Source organism: Flavobacterium sp. K77 (genome assembly GCF_021608205.1).
In the GTDB taxonomy this organism is placed as follows: domain Bacteria; phylum Bacteroidota; class Bacteroidia; order Flavobacteriales; family Flavobacteriaceae; genus Flavobacterium; species Flavobacterium turcicum.
On the sequence record NZ_JAKIHO010000004.1, the window covers coordinates 196,675 to 214,574 of the forward strand.

Consider the following 17,900-nt stretch of genomic DNA (forward strand, 5'->3'; position numbering starts at 1 on the left):
TTTTTATTGTTTGTAAAATAGAAAAAGTGTAGCAGGAGTCGAAGCAAATCATCAATAAACAAATTTAAAATAATTAATTTTTAGTAATAATGCAGAATAAAGGACTGATTAAATTTTTTGCAATTCTATTTGCACTGGTAAGTATTTACCAACTTTCTTTCACTTTTGTGGCCAATAACATCAAAGGTGATGCTAAAGTTTTTGCGGGAGACAATCCTGATAAAGAGTTGAAATATTTAGATTCTATTGGTAAAGAGAAGATATTGGATCTTGGTTTTACTGATTTCACTTATGATGAAATTAAAAACAAGCAAATCAACAAAGGACTTGACTTAGAAGGAGGAATTAACGTAATTCTTCAAATTTCTATTAAAGACGTTTTGAAAGGTTTATCTAATAACTCAAAAAACCCAGTTTTTAATAAGTCTTTGGCAGATGCTACTGCAAATAAAGAAGGAAACAAAACTTATTTAGATAAGTTCTTTGAAGCTTTCGAAGCAAACTCTAAGGGAACTGTAAAATTAGCTTCTCCAGATATCTTCGCAAACAGATCATTGCAAGGTGAAGGTGGTGTTAGTTTTCAAATGTCAGATTCTGATGTTCAAAAAGTAATCAAAAGAAAAGTAGATGAGTCTATCGAAAGTGCTTTTAAAGTATTAAGAGAGCGTATTGACAAATTTGGTGTGACACAACCAAACATCCAAAAATTAGGAGAAACAGGAAGAATTCTTGTAGAACTTCCTGGTGCTAAAGATGTAGATAGAATTAAAAAATTATTAGGTGGTAAAGCACAACTTGAATTTTGGGAAACCTACAATGTTCAAGAAGTTGGAAACTTTTTAGTGGCTGCTAACGAAGCATTGAAAAAAACAGAGGTTGCTAAAACGGAAGCAAAACCAATTGTTAAAGATTCATTGAGTGCTTTGTTGACTGATGCAAAAGATTCAGCTGCAACTAAAAAAGGAAACAACCCGTTATTTGACAAAATTGTTGGTCAAGGCGGTGGACCAGTTTTAGGTTTATTTGCTCCAAAAGATACAGCTACAATCAACGCGTACTTCAAAAGACAAGATATTAAAATTCTTTTACCAGCGGCTTTAACTTACGCTAAGTTTGTTTGGGGAAAACCATTAAAAATTACTGACGACAAACAAAAACAAGTTGAAGTAGTTGAATTGTATGCTCTTAAAGGGAACAGAGACAATGCGCCAGCAATGTTAGGTGCTGTAGTTACTGATGCAAAAGATACTTTTGATCAATTGGGTAAACCAGCTGTTTCTATGCAAATGAATGCACAAGGAGCTAAAGGTTGGGAAGAATTAACCGGAAGAGCTTTTACTCAAAAAAGCAACATTGCTATTGTTTTAGATAATGTTGTTTATTCTGCTCCAGGTGTTTCTAGTGGTCCAATTGCCGGAGGAAGATCTGAAATTTCAGGTGCTTTTGATGTTACTGAAACTAAAGATTTAGCTAACGTTTTAAATGCAGGTAAATTACCAGCTTCTGCTGATATCGTACAATCTACTGTGGTAGGGCCTTCATTAGGACAAGCGTCTATTGATGCAGGATTAATTTCATCTATAATCGGATTTTTATTAGTTTGTTTCTGGATGGTTTTCTATTACGGAAAAGCAGGTTGGTACGCTAATTTAGCTTTGCTATTGAACTTATTGTTCTTATTTGGAATTATGGCAAGTTTTGGTTTTGTTTTGACATTGCCAGGTATAGCAGGTATCGTTTTAACATTAGGTACAGCGGTTGATGCGAATATTATTATTTACGAAAGAGCTAAGGAAGAATTGCGTGATGGTAAAACTTTATCAGAAGCAGTAGTTTCGGCTTACGGATGGCACGGTGCAATGCGTTCTATCATTGATGCAAACGTTACACACGTATTAACGGGAGCGATTTTGTTCATTTTTGGAACAGGACCAATCAAAGGTTTTGCTTTAACATTACTTATTGGTATTGCTACTTCATTGTTTACTTCTATTTTCATTGCAAGAATTTTTATTGACAAAAATATTGCAGGAAAAGCTGATTTAACTTTCTGTACGAACATGACCAAAAACTGGTTCACTAACTTTAATTACGATTTCATCAAAATTAAAAAGTTTACTTATATCTTCTCTTCATTAGTAGTAGTGGTGAGTTTGATTTCTATCTTCTTCGTAAACGGATTAGATCAAGGTGTGGATTTTGTTGGAGGTAGAACTTTCCAAGTAAAATTCGAAAAACCAGTAGATGCAGCTGTTGTTTCTGAAGAGTTATCAGCCGCTTTTGGAACTCCAGTAGAAGCTAAAGTTTTAGGTGATGACGATCAATTGAAAATTACAACTAAATATAAAATTCAAGAGGATGGTATTGCGGTTGATAAAGAAGTGAATGAGAAATTATACAAAGCTTTAGCTAAGTATTATCCAAATACATCTTACGATAAATTTACGAATACATTTGATGGTAAAAAAGTAGGGGTATTGCAAGCTTCAAAAGTTGGTGCTTCTATCTCTGAGGACATCAAAACCAATTCATATTGGGCTGTACTTGGTGCATTAGCAGTAATCTTTTTATACTTAATGATCTCTTTCCGTAAATGGCAATATTCATTAGGTGCGATTGCAGCGGTTGCGCATGACGTTATCTTCGTATTAGGAATTTACTCTTTATGTTACAAATTCATGCCTTTCCACATGGAAATGGATCAGCACTTCATTGCAGCTATCTTAACTGTAATTGGATACTCTATGAATGATACTGTAATTGTATTTGACAGAATTCGTGAGTTTATCTTAGGAAAACGTAAAGGTACTTTTGATAGTATTGTAAACGCTTCGATTAACACTACGTTGTCAAGAACTTTAAATACTTCATTAACCATGATCTTGGTATTGTTGACAATGTTCCTTTTTGGAGGTGAGTCAATCAGAGGATTTATCTTTGCAATGTTAGTGGGTATTATCGTAGGTACTTATTCTTCTTTATTTATCGCAACTCCAGTAGTTGTTGATACTTTCACAAAAGAGGATAAAGATGCTATTGAAAAAGAACATGCTGCGGCATAACTTTCGCAAGTAATTAATAGTAAAAAGGTTCAACGAAAGTTGAACCTTTTTTTATGCTTTGATTTTAATTTTACTACATTTAATTTTTTACATTATAATCTATGCTAGGTCAAAAATCTTATCGAATCGTACTTGTTATTTGCATCTGTATATTTTGTGGTTCGGTTGTTCGTAGTCAATCAGTTTTTCGTCCCGCATCAATTGGAATTAATGCAGGTGCTGGTTCTGAGTTTAAAAATCGGAATTACAGCCACAGCGCTGAGTTTGTAAAGGTGGAGTTATTGTATCCGCTTATGAGTAAAAAATCTATCGGATTGGAGTTATTAATTCAACCCGAATTTAATAACGCTAAACATCAAATGTTGAACATCTTTTTCATTAAACCTGAAACGCCCAATTATGAAGATTTACGTGCGCTTTACAGTCAAAATAGGATAGTAAAAAGTTATATTTTAAATGTAGGCGGATTGCTTAGGAAACGATTATCTCCTGCAACAAGTTGTTATGTTTTGTTGAGTGTAGGACCAATGTTTACCGACACGCAAACGGAACGCCTATCCAAGGGTTTCGCCTTTTCAGATGTTTTGGCAATAGGATTTTCGTATAAAATAAAGTCGGTTACTGTTGATTTGAGACCAAGTGTACAACATCAGTCAAATGCGGGTCTTGGTGCTTCAAATGCAGGTTATAACATCAAAAATATTGAGTTGAGTTGTGCTTTTCAATTGTAGCAAATAAAAAAGCGCTAATCCTTCTGTGAGGGATTAGCGCTTTAAATTTTTTGTAATTTTTTTTATTTTAATTCTCTTTGAGCGGTGAGAATAAAATACAAACCGATCAGTACAAAAGGAATACTCAACCATTGTCCTGTTGAAAACAAGCCGAGAGCACTTTCAAATCCACCTTGGCTTTCTTTTACCGATTCTACTACAAAACGTACTGAGAATAATAACACCAAAAACATTCCGAACAAATAACCAGTGTATTTGCGTTTGTCTGTTTTCCAATACAAGAAAAATAAAATGGCAAAAACAAAGATGTAGCAAAACGCTTCGTACAATTGCGTTGGATGACTGCTTGGCACTTGCTCTAATAAATTTGCGAATTTAGGATCTGTAGCAATAGCGGTGTATGCCTCTTTAGGATTGGCTATTTGTGTGTTAGTAACCGCGTCTTGTGGACTAAAATGGTCTTTTATGAATTTAATTCCGAATGCAGAATCAGTTGCGTTACCAATAATTTCAGAGTTAAAAAAATTACCCAAACGTACAAAGATAGCACCACTAGCCACTGGAATAACAACACGATCTAAAATCCAAAGTTGTGGTCGCTTCAAGATATTTTTGCTGTAAAAGTACATGGCTATTATGATTGAAATCGCCGCACCGTGGCTCGCTAATCCTTGGTAGCCTGTAAACTCAAAACTTGGACTTAAGCGGAATGGTAGTATAATTTCAGGTAGATGATTGCGGTAATATTCCCAGTCGTAAAAGAACACATGCCCCAGACGAGCTCCAGCCAAAGTAGCAAGTACTGTCCAGATGAAAAGTGAATCTAGTTTTTCAATTGATTCTCCTTCACGAACAAAAATATGTTTCATGATGTACCAACCTAAACCAAATGCAATTACAAACATTAAGCTGTAAAAGCGTATGGTAAAAAATCCTAAATCGATTCCTTCTGAAGGATTCCAAACAATGGTTAAAGCGTGTGTCATAGTTTTTTTGTATTCTGTTAAATAGAGTTTATGTGTTATCTATTATTCTTTTTATTTTTTTGGTTGGCTTTCAGGAACGGGATCATAACCTGTTGGTCCCCATGGATTGCAGCGTAAAATTCGTTTTAATCCTAAAAAACCACCATAAAACAAGCCGTGTTTTTGCAAAGATTGAATCATGTACGAACTGCAAGTAGGTTCAAAACGACAAGCAGCAGGTGTAAAAGGAGATATCGCGTTTTGGTAGAATCGCACCAATAATACAAATGGTAAAATTAATATTTTCGATACCATACAGATTCTTTTATCTTGATTTTGACGCTTTAGCAAATAAAAGCAATTCCTTTAAATGCTAAACGTGGTTCCTTCTTTCCCGTCTTTTAACTGAATTCCTAATGCTAATAATTTATCTCTAATTTGATCTGACAGCGCAAAGTTTTTATTCTCTCTGGCTTGCTTACGCATTTCAATTAGTAGCGAAATTGTTCCCTCTAACTTATCGTTCTTGCTATCAGAAACTTTTTCATCCTCTAAACCAAGCACATCGTATACGAAGGCATTCATAGTTTGCTTCATAGTTTCTAAATCAGATGCGTTTAAAGTTTCTTTTCCATCTTTCAATAAATTGATAAAGCGTACTCCTTCAAATAAATGTGCGATTAAAATTGGCGTATTAAAGTCGTCATTCATTGCATCGTAGCACGATTGTTTCCATTCGGCAATAGCTAATGAACTTGTATTGCTTGCAGAAAGTGTTGCTAATGCACTCATGGCTTCCATTAATCTTTTGTATCCTTTTTCAGCCGCAACAATAGCATCATCTGAGAAATCTAAAATACTACGGTAATGCGCTTGTAACATAAAAAAGCGTGCTACTGCTGCAGAGAAAGCTTTACTTAAAATCGAATTTTCGCCTGTCAAAATTTCTCTTGGCAAAATATTATTTCCAGTTGATTTGGCCATTTTTTTACCATTCAACGTAAGCATGTTGGCGTGCATCCAATAATTCACAGGCGTTTGTCCGGTACAAGCTTCGTTTTGAGCAATTTCGCATTCATGATGTGGGAACTTTAAATCCATTCCACCACCGTGTATGTCAAAATGATTGCCCAAATATTTGGTGCTCATTGCAGTACATTCAAGGTGCCAACCCGGAAAACCATCGCTCCAAGGCGAAGGCCACCTCATAATGTGTTGTGGCTCTGCTTTTTTCCAAAGTGCAAAATCTTGTGGGTTGCGTTTGTCACTCTGCCCGTCAAGATCACGCGTATTGGCAAGCATGTCTTCAATATTTCGACCGCTCAACCTACCGTAATGATTGGTTTCATTGAATTTTACAACATCAAAATACACCGAGCCATTTGCTTCATATCCAATTCCATTTGCAATGATAGTCTTAATAATTTCTATCTGCTCGATAATATGCCCGGTTGCCGTTGGCTCAATGCTTGGTGGCAAAAAGTTAAAAGCGCTTAAAATATCATGAAAATCAACGGTGTAGCGTTGCACTACTTCCATCGGTTCCAATTGTTCCAAACGAGCTTTTTTGGCAATTTTATCTTCGCCCTCATCTACATCATCAACAATATGACCAACATCTGTAATATTTCGAACATAGCGCACTTTGTACTCTAAATGCTGAAAATACCTAAAAATGATATCAAACGACATAAAGGTACGCACGTTTCCTAAATGCACATTGCTGTACACCGTAGGACCGCACACATACATTCCTACATTTCCTTCGGTGATAGGTGTAAATGTTTCTTTTTCTCCTGAAAGAGAATTGTATATTTTAATGGCTTGCGTTTCGTATAATGGCATTTTGTTTTTTTTGGGAGCTGTTTCCTGCTTTTCGTTTCAATCTTTATATTTTTAAGAAAAATATAAAGGATTTTCACTGCAATCAGGGCTATAGTTTAGCAGTCTAATTACGAACTTACTAATTTAGAATTTTGTTTCTAATTTGATGTAATCTAAAAATTCTCTACGCGTTACTGTATCTTTAAATTTACCACCAAATTCAGAGGTTACTGTACTACTCTCGATATCACTAATTCCTCTTGAGTTTACACATAAGTGTTTAGCATCAATCACACAAGCAACGTCTTCGGTACCCAAAGCTTGTTGCAACTCTTGTACAATTTGCATCGTTAAACGCTCTTGAACTTGTGGTCTTTTTGCATAATACTCAACAATACGATTCATTTTAGATAATCCAATTACAGTACCATTTGAAATGTATGCTACGTGAGCTCTACCAATAATTGGTAGTAAATGATGCTCACAAGTAGAGTAAACAATAATGTTTTTTTCTACCAGCATTTCACCGTATTTGTAGTTGTTGTCAAAAGTAGATGCTTTTGGTTTTTTATTTGGATTTAAACCTCCAAAAATTTCCTTTACAAACATCTTTGCCACACGATTAGGCGTGCCTTTTAAACTATCATCTGTCAAATCCATTCCTAAAGTTTGCAGAATGTTTTCGACATCTTTTTTAATCTTTTCAATTTTATCATCGTCAGAAAGTGCAAAAGCATCTTCTCTTATTGGGTTTTTAGCTGATAAGCTTACGTGATTATCACCTATTTCGTCTTGAAATTCTTCGTTTTTTATCATTAAATGCAACTATTATAGTGGGTGTATTTATTTGAGCGGTAAAGATAAATAATAAAAATTTAAGAATTTCTATAGCGTACACTATTTAAGACTTCTTTATCGCTTTGCAACTGTAGTATTTTATTTGTATGAAATAAAAAAAGGCAATAGCGTGTTGCTATTGCCTTTTTGAAATCATTAGTTTTTAACTATTTATCCTTTTTGAACCAGAGCTTGGTATGCAGGAATTGCTGCTTTTAAAATACGAACCGCACTTATTAAATCGTCCTTTTTTAAAACATAAGCAATTCGAACTTGATTCAAACCTACACCTGGAGTCGAGTAAAATCCAGCGGCAGGAGCAACCATAACAGTTTCTCCGTTTAGGTCGTAACTTTCTAGTAACCATTGTGCAAAAGCATCTGCATTGTCAATTGGCAATTGTGCAATGCAGTAAAAAGCTCCTTTTGGCTTGCTGATAATTACGCCTTCAATTTGGCTTAACTCTTCAATCAATGTATCGCGACGCTCTCTGTACTCAGCAATCACTTCGTCAAAATAGCTTTGTGGGGTATCTAAAGCGGCTTCGGCTGCAATTTGTTCAATTGTTGGCGGACTCAATCTTGCTTGTGCAAATTTCATGGCCGCGTTCATTACTTCTTTGTTTTTTGAAACCATGGCACCAATTCGTGCGCCACACATGCTGTATCTTTTGGATACAGAATCAATCATAATAGCATGTTGCTCTAATCCAGGTATATTCATTACGGAGTAGTGCACATCACCATCATAGGTAAATTCACGGTAAACCTCGTCAGAAATCAAAAACAAATCGTGTTTTTGAACCAACTCAGCCAATTGCATAATTTCTTCCTTTGAATACAAGTAACCCGTTGGATTTCCGGGATTACAAATCAATATTGCTTTGGTTTTTGGAGTGATCAATTTTTCAAAATCAGCTACTGCTGGTAAAGAAAATCCAGTGTCTATCGTTGAAATTACGGGTACAACAGTAACTCCTGATGCAGTTGAAAATCCGTTGTAATTAGCGTAAAATGGCTCTGGAATAATTATTTCATCACCTTGATCCATAGTGCTGCCAATAGCAAATAACAAAGCTTCTGATCCACCAGTTGTAATGATGATGTCTTCTTTGTTTACAGCAACTCCTTGTTTGATATAAGATGCGCTCAATTTAGTTCTGTAACTTTCGTTACCAGCAGAATGACTGTATTCTAAAATAGTCAAGTCGATATTTTTTACCGCTTCCATGGCAACTTCTGGAGTTTTTATGTCCGGTTGGCCGATGTTTAAATGAAATACTTTGTTCCCTTTTTTCTTTGCGATTTCAGCAAAAGGAACTAATTTTCGAATAGGAGATTCAGGCATTTGTGTGCCTTTTTTTGATATTGTTGGCATAGTCTTTTTTTGTTGAATTGCAAATTTGCGATTTTTTTTCCGAACTAAATCCAAATAAATGCTCTATCAATTGTTAAATCTGTATTTATCATGCTTTTATTTCTTAATTTTAAAGGAAAGTTAATTTATGAAAAATTGTATTCTTATCCTATTTGTAATGTTGTGTAGCCCAATTTTGGTCGCACAGCAGGGATTTGAATTTAAAGGTAGTGAAACAAAAGTAACTGTTCCTTTTAAGTTGATCAATAATTTAGTCTTTGTGCCTATCAAAGTTAACGGTATCGAATTGAATTTTTTACTCGATACTGGGGTTTCTGAGACTATTTTGTTTAGCCTTGAGGAAAAAAAGGAAGTCCGTTTTTTTGATGCTGAGCGGGTTATGCTCAAAGGTTTAGGAAATCAAACTGCTGTTGAAGGCTTGAAGTCGGCTAACAATATTTTAGATTTTGGTCGCTTACAGTACAAAGGACATTTTTTGTACATCGTACTAGATCCTGAATTTAATTTGTCCTCTCACATTGGGATTCCTGTCAATGGCATTATTGGATACCACTTTTTTAAAAACAATTTGATTCAGTTGGATTACCGACGAAAAAAAATAGTTGTGTTGAAAGACACACCTCAAAACAGGAAAAAATATACTTTTAATACTTCAGTAATACCATTGCAGATAGATGGTAACAAGCCATATGTTATTGCTAAAGTAGATCTTGAAAAGCAAGACATTCCCGTAAAATTGTTGGTTGATATTGGCAATAGCGATGCAGTGTGGCTTTTTCATAATCGCAATTCATTGGTAACTGTTCCTAAAAAAAACTTTAATGATTTTTTGGGTCGCGGATTTAGTGGGGATGTTGAAGGCCAAAGAGCAAAAGTCAAAAAGTTTAAATTGGCAGATTTTACCTTTGATGAAGTTATTAGTGCTTTTCCCGATTCAATTTCGATCAAAAATGTGACGATGGTTCCTGATCGAATGGGGTCAGTAGGTGGTGAGATTATGAAACGATTTAAGGTTTTATTCGATTACTCTTCGCAGCAAATGTTCTTGCGAAAAAATAAAGCTTATTACGAGCCGTTTTCTTATAATAAAAGCGGAATTGAAATTCAACACCACGGTTTGCAATGGGTGCAAGAAACGGTGCAAATGGAAACCGTGCCGCAGTCAAGCTACAGTTTAAGCGGAGGAAAGTCAGTGTACATGAATGATTTTAAATACAAGTTCAAGTTAAAACCAGTATATGATATTGCCCATATTCGACAAGATTCTCCCGCAGCATTGGCTGGGTTGCAAAAAGGTGATGTCTTGGTTCGGATTAACAACAGAGTGCCTTATCAATATTCGTTAGAGCAGATTAACCAACTTTTCAAATCCGATGAGGATAAGTGGATCACTTTAGAAATTGAAAGGAAAAGTCAATTATTAACATTCTCCTTTCAGTTGGAAAACAAATTATAAAAAAAACTAACATTTTTCTGAAGTGAAAAATGTTAGTTTACAGTATTTTAAAATTTAATTTTCTACAACTTCACCACGAATTTTAAGGGCAATCCGACCGCTTTCGTAGTTAATAGCATTTGATTCTACTGTCAGTGTTTTTCGGATTGGTCCTGTTGCCATATTATATTTTACGGTTATTTTTCCTGTTTTTCCTGGCATTATTGGAGCATCTGGTTTTGTAGGAATCGTACAGCCGCAAGTAGAAAGTACGTTGGTAATCAATAAGGGAGCATTTCCCGTATTAGTAAAAATGAAATCTCTACTACCGTTATCGGTACTTTTAACTCGCCCGTAATCGATAGTGTTATTCTTTGCCGAAAATTCGATCTTTGGACCATTCTGCGCAAAACCAATTGTGCTGATTAAGGCAAATGCGAATAAGGCGATACTTTTTTTCATTATCAAAGGTTTAAATTCGTTTAGTAAAGTTACTTTCTTTTAAATAACGTACAAATTTTTATTTCGCTTTTTATAGTGTACTTTATTATTTACTTTTGTTTAATATTAGATTTACAAATATCAGACCAAATCTTATTTTTGGTTTTAACAGTTGCTTTTTATGACAATTCCTGCCCAATTTGACGCGAAAACTATTGAGAATAAGTGGTATGACTACTGGATGAAAAATAATTATTTTCATTCGGAGCCAGATCATAGAACACCATATACAATTGTAATTCCACCGCCCAATGTGACTGGAGTTTTGCACATGGGACACATGTTAAACAATACCATTCAAGACGTTTTAATTAGACGTGCTCGATTGAAAGGCTTTAATGCTTGTTGGGTTCCGGGTACGGATCACGCATCAATTGCAACCGAGGCAAAAGTTGTTGCTAAGCTAAAAGCAGAGGGAATAAACAAAAACGATTTAACTCGTGAAGAGTTCTTAGCGCATGCGTGGGAATGGACAGATAAATACGGTGGAGTAATTCTAGATCAACTCAAAAAACTAGGTGCTTCCTGCGATTGGGAACGTACAAAGTTTACGATGGATCCAGATATGTCAGGATCTGTAATACGTTCGTTTGTTGATTTATATAATAAAGGAATGATTTACAGAGGGTATCGTATGGTGAATTGGGATCCAGAGGCGAAAACTACACTCTCTGACGAAGAAGTAATTTACGAAGAGCAACACGGAAAATTATTCTTTTTAAAATACAAAATCGAAGGCAGCGAAGACTTTTTAACGATTGCTACTACACGACCTGAAACAATTTTTGGAGATACTGCTATTTGTATCAATCCTAATGATGAACGTTTTGCCCATTTACGTGGTAAAAAAGCAATTGTGCCAATTTGCGGTCGAGTAATTCCTATTATTGAAGATGAGTACGTAGATATGGAGTTTGGAACAGGTTGCTTAAAAGTAACGCCTGCTCACGATATGAACGACAAAACTTTGGGCGAAAAGCACAATTTAGAAATTATCGATATTCTTAATGAAGATGCTTCTCTCAATTCTTTCGGATTGCACTACCAAGGGAAAGATCGTTTTGTGGTTCGCGCCGAAATTGCAATCGAACTAGAAAAAATTGGTGCTTTGTTAAAAACAGAGTCGCACTTAAATAAAGTAGGAACATCTGAAAGAACCAAAGCAGTCATTGAGCCTCGTTTGTCAGACCAATGGTTTCTTAAAATGGAGGAGTTGGTAAAACCGGCTATCAAATCGGTTCTTGAAGATGGTGATATTAAATTGCACCCAGCTCGTTTCAATAATACTTACGCACATTGGTTAAACAATATTAGAGATTGGAACATCTCCCGTCAATTATGGTGGGGACAACAAATTCCTGCCTATTTTTATGGTGATGGAAAAGAAGATTTTGTTGTAGCAGAAAATATTGAAGATGCCTTAAAGTTGGCGAAAGAAAAGACTGGAAACCTAGAACTTTCGTCTACTGACTTAAAGCAAGATGTTGACGCGCTTGATACTTGGTTCTCGTCATGGCTATGGCCAATGTCAGTTTTTGGAGGGATTATGGATCCTGAAAGCGCTGATTTTAAATATTACTATCCTACAAATGACTTGGTGACAGGTCCAGATATTTTGTTTTTCTGGGTGGCTCGTATGATTATTGCAGGCTATGAATACACTGGTGAAAAACCATTTACAAATGTGTATTTAACGGGATTGGTGCGTGATAAGCAACGTCGTAAAATGTCTAAATCGTTAGGGAATTCACCAGATCCGTTAGATTTGATTGATAAATTCGGTGCAGATGGAGTTCGTGTTGGCTTACTTTTGAGTGCTTCTGCAGGAAACGATATTATGTTTGATGAGGAGTTGTGTAATCAAGGTAAAGCGTTTACCAATAAAATTTGGAATGCTTTTAAGTTGATCAAAGGCTGGGAAGTTTCAGAGGCTATTCCACAACCAGAATCTTCTAAAGTAGCAATTGAATGGTACGAAGCAAAATTGCAACAAACGCTAGCAGAAATCGAGGATAATTTTGAAAAATACAGAATTTCGGATGCTTTAATGGCTATCTATAAATTGGTTTGGGATGATTTCTGTTCTTGGTTTTTAGAGATGATTAAACCGGCTTACCAACAGCCAATAGACAGCGTAACTTTTGCGAAAGCAATTGAAATGCTTGAGAACAATTTGAAATTATTGCATCCGTTTATGCCATTTTTAACTGAGGAAATTTGGCAGTTTATCGCAGAACGTACTCCAAATGAAGCTTTAATTGTAGCTACTTGGCCAGAAATGAAACCGTTTAATGCGAGTTTGATTGCTGATTTTGATGCAACAATCGAGGTAATTTCTGGAATTAGAACGATTCGAAAAGACAAAAATATACCGTTCAAAGATACAATCGAATTAAAGATTGTTAATAATGATAAGTCATCAGATTATTTCGACACCGTTGTTTCTAAATTAGGCAACATTAGTAACTTAGAGTATGTTTCTGATAAAGTAGATGGAGCATTATCATTTCGTGTAAAATCAAATGAATATTTTATTCCAATTACTGGTAATATTGATGTTGCTGCAGAAATTGCAAAACTTACTTCAGAATTGATTTATACAGAAGGTTTTTTAAAGTCGGTTCAAAGTAAATTAGCTAATGAGAAATTTGTTGCTGGTGCACCAGAAAAAGTATTGGCTAACGAAAAACAAAAAGAAGCCGATGCATTAGCAAAAATCGAGACACTGAAAAATAGCTTAGCTGGTTTACAATAAACTATACTAAGATAGAATGAAAAAATCCCATTTTAGAATTGGTTCTAAAGTGGGATTTTTTTGTTTTAGTAGTGTGATAAGTAGTCTAAAAAAGAAAATTTGATATTGGTATAGTGTGATAGCAACCGTAAATGCTAGAACTGTTGCATTTGCCTATTATGTTTCAACATTGTGATTATATCGATTAACGGCAAGCGCCTTGTAATTAACAGAGTAAATAGCCCGTTCAACGATTATAGTTTTTTGTATTATGCAATATAAGTAAGTTTGTAATGAATTTCAAATACCACAAATGATCTTTCTATGAAAAGGATATTAAACGATTTATACAGGCAAAATTATTACAGAGGACTTGCAATTGGTTTAGACCCTTATCTAGAGTTTAATGATGCAATGAAAAATGAAGCAATCATTGCTGGATTTATTGCCGGTCGTATCGAGTTTGAGCGTCTTAATGGTTCTATAAGCAACGGCATCCCAGAGAGAATAGTTACTGATAAAATACTTGAAGATTTTTTAATAGCAGGATTACTCGGTTTACCAATAGATGACGAAGGTTATACTGCTCATCAATTGGGGTTAATTGCAGAATGGTACCAAAGTGGGGTAGAAAAATACGAACCCAATCAAAGTAATTTGTTGATTGAAATTCTTGAACATAACGGAATCGAAATGCATTAAGTTGTAAGTAATAAAAAAAACAAGCCCCAAAATAAAGCTATTTTGGGGCTTGTTTTTTTTGAAATACCATTAAAACTTATATCGTAAACTTGTCATGATTTGCCTTGGAGCAATTGGATTTACGCTGTAATTTTCGTGCACGGTGTAATTCAATTCATTCGTGACGTTAGCCAATTTACATAGGATAGCAATTTTTTTCCATTCATAACCAAGTGATACATCGATTGTGGTGTAGCCTTTAAGCGGTATTTCTCTATCCCAAATTCCGTTTGGTCTAGTCGAGTCGTATTGATTATTCCATCCGCCCACGCGATTGCCAATATAATTGCCAATGGCGCCAATTGCTAGTCCTTTCATGATACCTGTTTGCAGTGTATAAAAAAAGCTCAAATTTGCCGTATTGGCTGGCGTTCTAGCCAATCGATCTCCTACAATTGGACTTCCATTTAGACCTGAAGTTTTACTATAACGCATGTCATTGTAGCTATAACCTGCGTTAATTGTAAATCCTTCCATTGGTTTTGCACTCAAATCGATTTCGATTCCTTTACTTTTTGTTTCTCCGCTTAATTCGCGTAGGTTAGGATCTATAGGATTATTGTTCAAGGTTCCATCGGCTTTGAAAACTGCAGTTTGAACTAGGTTGCTATTCGTTATTTGGTAAACGGTAACATTTGTTGTTAAAGCTCCTTGCCAGAAATCTTTTTTAACTCCAATTTCATATTGATCAATAATTGATGGTCTTAACGGTTCTAATTTGACTGTAGTACCCGTATTTGGTGTGAAGGAATTCGAGTAACTGGCAAAAACAGACATTTCTTTTGTGGGCTGGTAAACCAATCCTATTTTTGGTGAAAAAGCATTGTCTAATTTTTTAGCACCTTCGATACTCGTATTTGGGATTCTAGTTAAATTTTGTGTCGTGGCTTGTTGCTCTTGCCAAGACCAACGAATTCCTGCCAAAAGCTTAATTTTTTCAGTAATCGAAATTAAATCTTGTGCGTATATTCCAAAACGTTGGGTATCTGTAATCACCAATTGTGTAGCTCTCGATGCTGGTATCGCGGGTGCTGGTGTATTGGGATTGTAAGTGAATAGATTTATTTTGTCGTAAATTGTTTGAACTTTATTTGCAGCATCGTAAAAAGCAAATGTATAAGCACTGGCACTTGAACTTTCATAATCTACACCAGTAAACAATTGATGTTTTACTTTTCCGGTATAGAATGTTCCTTGTAAGCTCAATTGGTCTCCAAAAATTTGTTCAGTATTGTCATTTTGTACCAAACCTCGGTTCCAATCGCCTGGTGTTGTATAGGTATCCAAATTGGCCAATTGTGCGGTAGATTTTAATCTTCTACTGTAATTTTGAAAAGAAGAATTGAAGTTTAATTTCCAATTGCTGTTAAATTGATGGTTTAAAAGAACCGATGCGCTTGATGATTTGGTGGTTCCGTTTGACCATAATGCGCCATAAAAAGCATTTCTAGGCAAGTTTAATATTGTTTTACCAATGATACCAGTTCCAAAATCAGGGGTCCAATCGGCTGTTAAATAATCACCTTGCACTGTAATTTGTGTTTTGTCGCTTACGTTAAACAAAAAAGAAGGATTAAAATACAAGCGCTCGTTTTTCACCACATCTCTAAAACTTTCAGAGTTCTCATACGATCCTGTAAAGCGGTAAGCAATGTCTTTTGTAAGCGGTCCGTAAAAATCTACTGCTGGCTTAAAGTAAGAATAACTACCGGCTTGCATCGAAATTTCGCCTCCTTTATGAAAAGTTGGTGTTTTAGTTACTAGGTTTAAAATTCCGCCTGGTGCAACGTTTCCAAATAAAAGTGCCGATCCTCCCTTTAAGAATTCTACCTTATCTAAACCTGAAACTTCTGGGATTGAACCGGAATTGTATCTAAATCCGTTTTTAAACATATTGTTGGCTGACATGTCATAACCACGTGAAAAGAATGATTCTTGAGCTCCTCCTCGGGCAGAGCCAACATATACACCATTTGCATTTTTAATAACCTCACTTAATCGAATCGCTTGTTGTTGAGTGATTATTTCGGCACCAATTACCTGAATGCTTTGTGGTGTATCCATCGGTTTTAAACCAGAACGCAACACCGATACTGGTTTTTTCTCTTTGTTGTTATTTATTATTACTTCTTTTAAAATTTCACCTTTTTTGTTTTTAATGGTGTCATTTAATGCTTGTTCAAAAGGGGTGTCTTTTTGTTCGATGCTTGTTGTATTTATAGGCTCTTGAGCAAATATGTTCGTACTAAAAAGTAACGTTGAGGCTGCAAATAATAGGTATTTCATGACTGTTTATTTAGAATAATTAAAAATAACAGCGCAAAGATAGAGTCCTCTTTTGAATTAGCAAAATTTATTTAGATTAAATATGAATAAGGATTTAAAAGGGAAGTTAAGGTGTTGTTTTAATGTTAGTTAGATTCATTATTTTTTTTAAGTATCTTAATTAGGATCCTCTTTTTGCAGTAAAATAGGATTAAAAAAATAGAATGCTACACCAATAAAATGAAATTAACTTGAGAAATAAGGTTTGTAAATTTCATAAGTCCCCACAATGAGCGACTAATTGAAAAGTATTACTTAGCAAGTCGGCGGCATTGAGTTAATCGCATCTACCTTTCAGTGAAAAATACTTTTTACTTGACTTTGTTTTTGAATTTTTTGATTCGGAAGTTTTTCGATCGAATGATCTTACCACTATCGGTAATCATGATACAGCTGTAATCTGGGAATTGCTGTAGTAATTGTAAGCCTGCGTCCGTGCCTAAAACCATCAGCGAGGTACTCAAACCATTCGCTGTTTCGGCATCAGGGCCAAAAACAGTAACGCTGCATAAGCCTGTTGCGGGGTAACCTGTCGCAGGATTGATAATGTGCGAATAGCGTTTGCCATCCAAAACTACAAATTTTTCATAACTGCCCGATGTGGTTACTGCCTCTTGTTTTAAAGGCACTACAGCCAATAATTTTTCAGGACGAAAAGGATTCGTAATGCCTATATTCCAAGCTTTGCCATTGGGTTGTTTGCCCCAAGTACTCATGTCTCCAGAGCCGTTTATAATTCCGGCTTGAATTCCTTTATCAATCATCATTTGGCGACATTTATCAGTTGCGTAGCCTTCACCGAGCGCACCAAAACCAATTTTCATACCTTTCAGTTTCAAAAAAATGGTTGTATTCGCGCTATCCAAAACAATGTTTTTGTAGCCTACTTTTTCAACTGATTTTTTAATAGCTTCTGCGGAAGGCATTTCAGTCATCGAACCATCAAATTTCCAAATTCTGTCCATTGCGGCAAAACTAACATCAAAATCGCCGTTTGTAACTTCCGAAAACCGTATCGCGCGTTGCGTCAATTCAAAAACTTCCCGATCTACTTTCACAGGTTGAACACCCGCATTCCGATTCACTTCTGATATTTGGGAGTCTGACTTCCAGTCTGAAATTAAATTTTCAATTCGGCTAATTTCTCCAATAACAACATCAATATTTTGTTCGGCGGTAAGCGAATCTTGCGCTACAATTGTAATGTCAAATCGACCGCCCATCAATAAAGTGGTTCGTTTACGCAATACTTGAGCATTAGCCGTAAAATGTACAACAAGCGCTATCAAAAGGAAAAAAGTGGTAATCGATTTTGTTTTCATAATTTATTTTTTACCAAAAACTATTAAGCGGGACAAGTCAATCAAT

Annotated in this window: 13 protein-coding genes; 5 read left to right on the forward strand and 8 right to left on the reverse strand. The window is 35.4% G+C overall.

The features are described from left to right. Positions 1–89 precede the first annotated feature (89 nt). The gene (secDF, locus tag L1S34_RS09650; RefSeq protein ID WP_236363848.1) at positions 90–3,062 is read left to right on the forward strand and encodes a protein translocase subunit SecDF; all 2,973 of its coding nucleotides are present in this window, start codon (positions 90–92) and stop codon (positions 3,060–3,062) included. A gap of 101 nt (positions 3,063–3,163) precedes the next feature. Beyond that, the gene (locus tag L1S34_RS09655) at positions 3,164–3,793 is read left to right on the forward strand and encodes an acyloxyacyl hydrolase (RefSeq protein ID WP_236363849.1); all 630 of its coding nucleotides are present in this window, start codon (positions 3,164–3,166) and stop codon (positions 3,791–3,793) included. 62 nt (positions 3,794–3,855) lie between these two features. Here the strand turns inward: L1S34_RS09655 and lgt are convergent, their stop codons facing one another. The 5 genes from lgt to L1S34_RS09680 form a co-directional block, all read right to left on the reverse strand. Beyond that, positions 3,856–4,779 (reverse strand): prolipoprotein diacylglyceryl transferase, encoded by a 924-nt coding sequence (lgt, locus tag L1S34_RS09660; RefSeq protein WP_236363850.1) that lies wholly within the window; start codon positions 4,777–4,779, stop codon positions 3,856–3,858. Between the two features lie 51 nt (positions 4,780–4,830). Then, positions 4,831–5,073 carry a membrane protein insertion efficiency factor YidD gene (gene yidD / locus L1S34_RS09665; RefSeq protein WP_236363851.1) on the reverse strand — a complete coding sequence of 81 codons (243 nt, stop codon included), beginning with the start codon at positions 5,071–5,073 and terminating at the stop codon, positions 4,831–4,833. Between the two features lie 51 nt (positions 5,074–5,124). Further along, positions 5,125–6,603 carry a cysteine--tRNA ligase gene (cysS, locus tag L1S34_RS09670; protein WP_236363852.1) on the reverse strand — a complete coding sequence of 493 codons (1,479 nt, stop codon included), beginning with the start codon at positions 6,601–6,603 and terminating at the stop codon, positions 5,125–5,127. Between the two features lie 123 nt (positions 6,604–6,726). Further along, complete coding sequence (gene folE, locus L1S34_RS09675) at positions 6,727–7,398, reverse strand: GTP cyclohydrolase I FolE (protein WP_166136754.1); 672 nt, start codon at positions 7,396–7,398, stop codon at positions 6,727–6,729. A gap of 192 nt (positions 7,399–7,590) precedes the next feature. After that, complete coding sequence (locus tag L1S34_RS09680; protein WP_236363853.1) at positions 7,591–8,796, reverse strand: pyridoxal phosphate-dependent aminotransferase; 1,206 nt, start codon at positions 8,794–8,796, stop codon at positions 7,591–7,593. Between the two features lie 127 nt (positions 8,797–8,923). On the opposite strand from L1S34_RS09680, the gene L1S34_RS09685 reads away from it, so the two are divergent. Further along, positions 8,924–10,252 carry a PDZ domain-containing protein gene (locus tag L1S34_RS09685; protein ID WP_236363854.1) on the forward strand — a complete coding sequence of 443 codons (1,329 nt, stop codon included), beginning with the start codon at positions 8,924–8,926 and terminating at the stop codon, positions 10,250–10,252. Between the two features lie 54 nt (positions 10,253–10,306). Here L1S34_RS09685 and L1S34_RS09690 read toward each other — a convergent pair whose 3' ends face one another. After that, positions 10,307–10,693, reverse strand: a complete 387-nt coding sequence (locus tag L1S34_RS09690; RefSeq protein ID WP_166136764.1) for a DUF1573 domain-containing protein — start codon at positions 10,691–10,693, stop codon at positions 10,307–10,309. A gap of 160 nt (positions 10,694–10,853) precedes the next feature. On the opposite strand from L1S34_RS09690, the gene L1S34_RS09695 reads away from it, so the two are divergent. Further along, complete coding sequence (locus L1S34_RS09695; protein ID WP_236363855.1) at positions 10,854–13,487, forward strand: valine--tRNA ligase; 2,634 nt, start codon at positions 10,854–10,856, stop codon at positions 13,485–13,487. 303 nt (positions 13,488–13,790) lie between these two features. Beyond that, on the forward strand, positions 13,791–14,168 hold the full coding sequence (locus L1S34_RS09700; RefSeq protein ID WP_236363856.1) for a hypothetical protein: 378 nt from the start codon (positions 13,791–13,793) through the stop codon (positions 14,166–14,168). A gap of 69 nt (positions 14,169–14,237) precedes the next feature. Here the strand turns inward: L1S34_RS09700 and L1S34_RS09705 are convergent, their stop codons facing one another. Both L1S34_RS09705 and L1S34_RS09710 read right to left on the reverse strand, forming a co-directional pair. After that, the gene (locus L1S34_RS09705; RefSeq protein ID WP_236363857.1) at positions 14,238–16,493 is read right to left on the reverse strand and encodes a TonB-dependent siderophore receptor; all 2,256 of its coding nucleotides are present in this window, start codon (positions 16,491–16,493) and stop codon (positions 14,238–14,240) included. A 350-nt stretch (positions 16,494–16,843) separates the two neighbouring features. After that, positions 16,844–17,854, reverse strand: coding sequence for an FAD:protein FMN transferase (locus tag L1S34_RS09710; RefSeq protein ID WP_236363858.1), 1,011 nt, complete (start codon positions 17,852–17,854; stop codon positions 16,844–16,846). Positions 17,855–17,900 lie beyond the last annotated feature (46 nt).

Excerpts from the sequence above, each read along its gene's own strand:
- L1S34_RS09690 (WP_166136764.1), bottom strand. The coding sequence starts at position 10,693 with ATGAAAAAAAGTATCGCCTTATTCGCATTTGCCTTAATCAGCACAATT.
- cysS (WP_236363852.1), bottom strand. The coding sequence starts at position 6,603 with ATGCCATTATACGAAACGCAAGCCATTAAAATATACAATTCTCTTTCA.
- L1S34_RS09710 (WP_236363858.1), bottom strand. The coding sequence starts at position 17,854 with ATGAAAACAAAATCGATTACCACTTTTTTCCTTTTGATAGCGCTTGTT.
- secDF (WP_236363848.1), top strand. The coding sequence starts at position 90 with ATGCAGAATAAAGGACTGATTAAATTTTTTGCAATTCTATTTGCACTG.
- L1S34_RS09705 (WP_236363857.1), bottom strand. The coding sequence starts at position 16,493 with ATGAAATACCTATTATTTGCAGCCTCAACGTTACTTTTTAGTACGAAC.
- folE (WP_166136754.1), bottom strand. The coding sequence starts at position 7,398 with ATGATAAAAAACGAAGAATTTCAAGACGAAATAGGTGATAATCACGTA.
- L1S34_RS09700 (WP_236363856.1), top strand. The coding sequence starts at position 13,791 with ATGAAAAGGATATTAAACGATTTATACAGGCAAAATTATTACAGAGGA.
- lgt (WP_236363850.1), bottom strand. The coding sequence starts at position 4,779 with ATGACACACGCTTTAACCATTGTTTGGAATCCTTCAGAAGGAATCGAT.
- yidD (WP_236363851.1), bottom strand. The coding sequence starts at position 5,073 with ATGGTATCGAAAATATTAATTTTACCATTTGTATTATTGGTGCGATTC.
- L1S34_RS09695 (WP_236363855.1), top strand. The coding sequence starts at position 10,854 with ATGACAATTCCTGCCCAATTTGACGCGAAAACTATTGAGAATAAGTGG.
- L1S34_RS09685 (WP_236363854.1), top strand. The coding sequence starts at position 8,924 with ATGAAAAATTGTATTCTTATCCTATTTGTAATGTTGTGTAGCCCAATT.
- L1S34_RS09680 (WP_236363853.1), bottom strand. The coding sequence starts at position 8,796 with ATGCCAACAATATCAAAAAAAGGCACACAAATGCCTGAATCTCCTATT.
- L1S34_RS09655 (WP_236363849.1), top strand. The coding sequence starts at position 3,164 with ATGCTAGGTCAAAAATCTTATCGAATCGTACTTGTTATTTGCATCTGT.